The 3,480-nt window shown below is 36.1% G+C and carries 2 protein-coding genes; both read left to right on the top strand.

Annotated features, from left to right (window positions below):
- The first annotated feature begins 332 nt into the window (after nt 1–332).
- A complete protein-coding gene (locus CW745_RS16380; protein ID WP_153069776.1) occupies nt 333–803 on the top strand; it encodes a hypothetical protein in 471 nt (156 codons plus the stop codon).
- A 1,709-nt stretch (nt 804–2,512) separates the two neighbouring features.
- A complete protein-coding gene (locus CW745_RS16375; protein ID WP_101109778.1) occupies nt 2,513–3,286 on the top strand; it encodes an HNH endonuclease in 774 nt (257 codons plus the stop codon).
- The last annotated feature ends 194 nt before the right edge of the window (nt 3,287–3,480 follow it).

Genomic DNA, 3,480 nt, shown 5'->3' with positions numbered 1-3,480 from the left:
AGCTGACTCCGCCTTGCTATTCGGGCTCGAGGCCCAGTTGACTATTCGAGTTTAATGCTTGGAGTCCTATACAACGTTCTCACTTGTTAACGGTCTCTCAAATGAGGAGCCTGCAATTTACCGAACTGTTGTATAAGAAGGCTTTGGTTGCAGCCAAAGCTTGGGCCTCACTTTACCTAAACGGGTTTAAAAGGTAACTATTGGGTGGGGTAATTATCCATACAAGTACTTTAAACGGAACAAAAACAGTTGGCTCTGTTCCGCTTCGCTCCACATTATAGCCAACAATTTTTGTCCGCTTAAGTGGGCGTTATAAGGCATTCGAAATGTGTATGTTCAATCTAGAAAAATTAATATGGACGGAGTCTGACTTTCTAGAAATGGGGTGGCATGATTCTATAATTTATTCATCGTTTGCTAAAATAGATGATTATGAATTCGTTTTAGATTTAGATTACATCTTTAATAGGGTAAAGCCTGAATTAGAGGGAGATAGTTTTAACTTTTGGGTTTCGCCAGTTACTATGGTCTTTCAAAATGTTTCTGACATTAAAGTTAATATTGAATCTCAGCAAGGTGAAATAGAAGTATCTGATTTATTAATGGAAAGCCCTGAATTGACACCTAACGGTAAATATACATCTCATATTTATCGTTTTGAATGCCAACAGGGAAGCATATCTTTGAGAGCAACAGGTTTTAAAATGTATGTTAAGCAATTGCCAAAATTTCAAAGCTCTTATTGCTTAACACTAAAAGACCGAAACGGCATAACATTTGTACGTGAATGCACAGCCTTATAACAAGCAATTTAAACGGAACTAAAACAGTTCGTTATTCTTGCAAAAACAAGGGGCGCAAAAATATCGCCCTATTTTAGTCCGCTTAATGTGGGCGTTATCAGGCTTACTAAATTTGCTTTTGGGTTGTTGTGAGTTTGGTCGTATTTGGAAGGGCTATTTTCAATTGAATGTGTTTTGCCCTGTGGTTTTAAAGTAACATTCAAAGTATTTCAGTTTCGGTGTCAAACTTTGGCTTTTCACTAGATTTAAAATAAGTGTTCAGTTTCACATTCGTTGTACAATTTTCCATTTATTAACGGCATTGAAATCTATTAAGGTTTCCACTCGCCATGCTAACAAGGCGTTTAAACGGAACAAAAACAGTTGGCTTTTGTTCGTGCCTCACAAAGTGTAGCCAACTACTTTTGTCCGCTTAACGCGGCGTTAACTGGCTAAACAAAGTGAGCTATTTGGCTTTGTTAATTTAGTCGTATTTGGAAGGGCTCTTTCCATTTGAATGTGTTTTTCCACGAATGTTTTCCAGCCGTATATGAGTGTTTTGGTTTAAGAGTTAAACCTGCATTTTACGTTGGATTTAGAATTGGTGTTTAGTTTCAAATTGCTTGGTCATTTTGTTATTTAAACGCTGTTTAATACACTAACTTGGCTTACTGCAAGCCAAGTTAACAAGTTGCTTAAACGGATGTGATAACAGTTGGCTCACGCTCGTTCCTCGCAAGTTTAGCCAACTGTTCCACGCCGCTTAGCAAGGCGTTAGATGTCGCTATCTTTTAGGGGATGTTTTAGATTCTCAGGTACGTTTTGAGCACTGTTTCCCATGCTACTTTCGGAGATTTCCTTAAATAGAAAAGCTGAATTGTAGCCTTGTTTGTGCCGTTACTTTGAGTGGTTAACTTGTATTTCGTCAATTAGAAAATTGCGGTGTTTTTGTAATCCGCTTAGCTTTAATTTCAATTCGTCAGCTAGTTTTTGAATTGATCTTTGAAATCCAAAAGGGTGGTTTTAAACGTTCGTAAACTGTTTAATTATTCGTTTTGTGTGACTCTCGTAGAGTGTTTTCTACGGAGTTCAAAGTTAATACTTAAGTGGCTTTAAATCGTGGTGGTTTGCGTTATTATTCCATTTCGTTATGTACTTGTATTATCAGAGGTTTCAAACTGATCGCGAGCATATAACAAGCACTTTAAACGGAACAAAAACAGTTGGCTTTGTTCGTGCCTCACAAATTATAGCCAACTACTTTTGTCCGCTTAAGCTGGGCGTTATATGGGCTTTCATTGAGATGTTTTTTGATATTTATAAGTTTTAAATTGAGTTGGTAATTTGCGTGGTGAGGCTGTTTTAAGTTTCTTTTTAAAGTGTTTAAACTTAGCTTTTAACGTAAAATCTGTTTTTAAAATTCGTTTCTTGTAGAAGTAATTCATTAGCAAATACGATTATGGGTTTGAGTGTTCAACACCGCATATTAAATTTAAAATAGATACGGAGTTTAACTTCGTTCGCAAATTAGCTTCGTTGAAATTGAAGCTGTAAATAGTAGGGCACTTTTTACCGAATTGGGTTTTCCAATTCATTGTGCAAAAGGTGGCCATATAACAAGCAATTCAAGTGGAACTAAAACAGTTGTCTAAGTTTCGCTTCGCTACACATTTTAGACAACTGTTTTAGTCCACTTAATGTGGGCGTTAGCCAAAACATAAGGTGCACCTATGTCAAACTACTTTTACGCATATCACGGCCCTGCAAATAAGATCGAATTTGATTACAGTTTAGGTTATGGAACTTCTCAAAAGTACAAACAAGGCAAGGTTAATATTGGTGACTTTGTTTTTATTATTCAGAAGAGAAAAAAGAATGTTAACTATGAGCTTTGTGGCTTGTTTAAAATTACTGATTGTTATTATGATGTTGATAGTAGTCTTCCATACAGAATGAAATTGGCTGATTTTTCAAAACTTCCAAAATTTATTCCATTGGAGCATGACGCTCTAGATTCAAAATTGCCACAAATAGTTGGTGATCATCGTTTAAGTAATTTCCAAAATCATTTTTGTAGGCAAGGTCTATCTTTCCAAAACGTTCTAAGTCAAGATGTGGTGAACATTCTAAATTTAGTTATTGATGACCACAGTCCTTCAATAGATGAAATTGAAATTGATTTTAATGACAAAGTCAAAGCCTCTCTAGAGTTGTCACAAAGCGATAGAGAGAAAAGATTAAAAAACTCCCCATCTAAAGCAGAGAAAATAATCGTAAAGACTGCTGTATATAAGAGAAATCCAGATGTTGTTGCGCAAGTATTAATAAGAGCTAACGGACGGTGTGAACTTTGTGAAAATGAAGCCCCTTTTATCAGGCGTAAAGATAAAACTCCATTCCTTGAGGTACACCATAAAGTGTTCTTATGTAATGGGGGGGATGACACTGTGAACAATGCAATAGCAATCTGTCCAAACTGTCATCGTGAGCAACATTTTGGCTAACAAGGCGTTTAAACGGAACTAAAACAGTGGGTTAGGTTTCGCTTCGCTCCACATTTTAACCCACTATTTTAGTCCGCTTAACGCGGCGTTATGCTTTTGTTTAATTAATATAGTGGTAACTTATGTTTCTCCTTATAATATTTTTTATGTTTGGTATGCAACTCGGAATATATTTTTTTGCAAAATCTCTTGTA

It is taken from the genome of Psychromonas sp. psych-6C06 (assembly GCF_002835465.1).
In the GTDB taxonomy this organism is placed as follows: domain Bacteria; phylum Pseudomonadota; class Gammaproteobacteria; order Enterobacterales; family Psychromonadaceae; genus Psychromonas.
Note: the sequence above shows the minus strand (reverse complement) of the source record. Positions and strands in the feature narration are given on the sequence as shown.

Coding starts and splice junctions, on each gene's coding strand:
- CW745_RS16380 (WP_153069776.1), top strand. CDS start 333: ATGTTCAATCTAGAAAAATTAATATGGACGGAGTCTGACTTTCTAGAA.
- CW745_RS16375 (WP_101109778.1), top strand. CDS start 2,513: ATGTCAAACTACTTTTACGCATATCACGGCCCTGCAAATAAGATCGAA.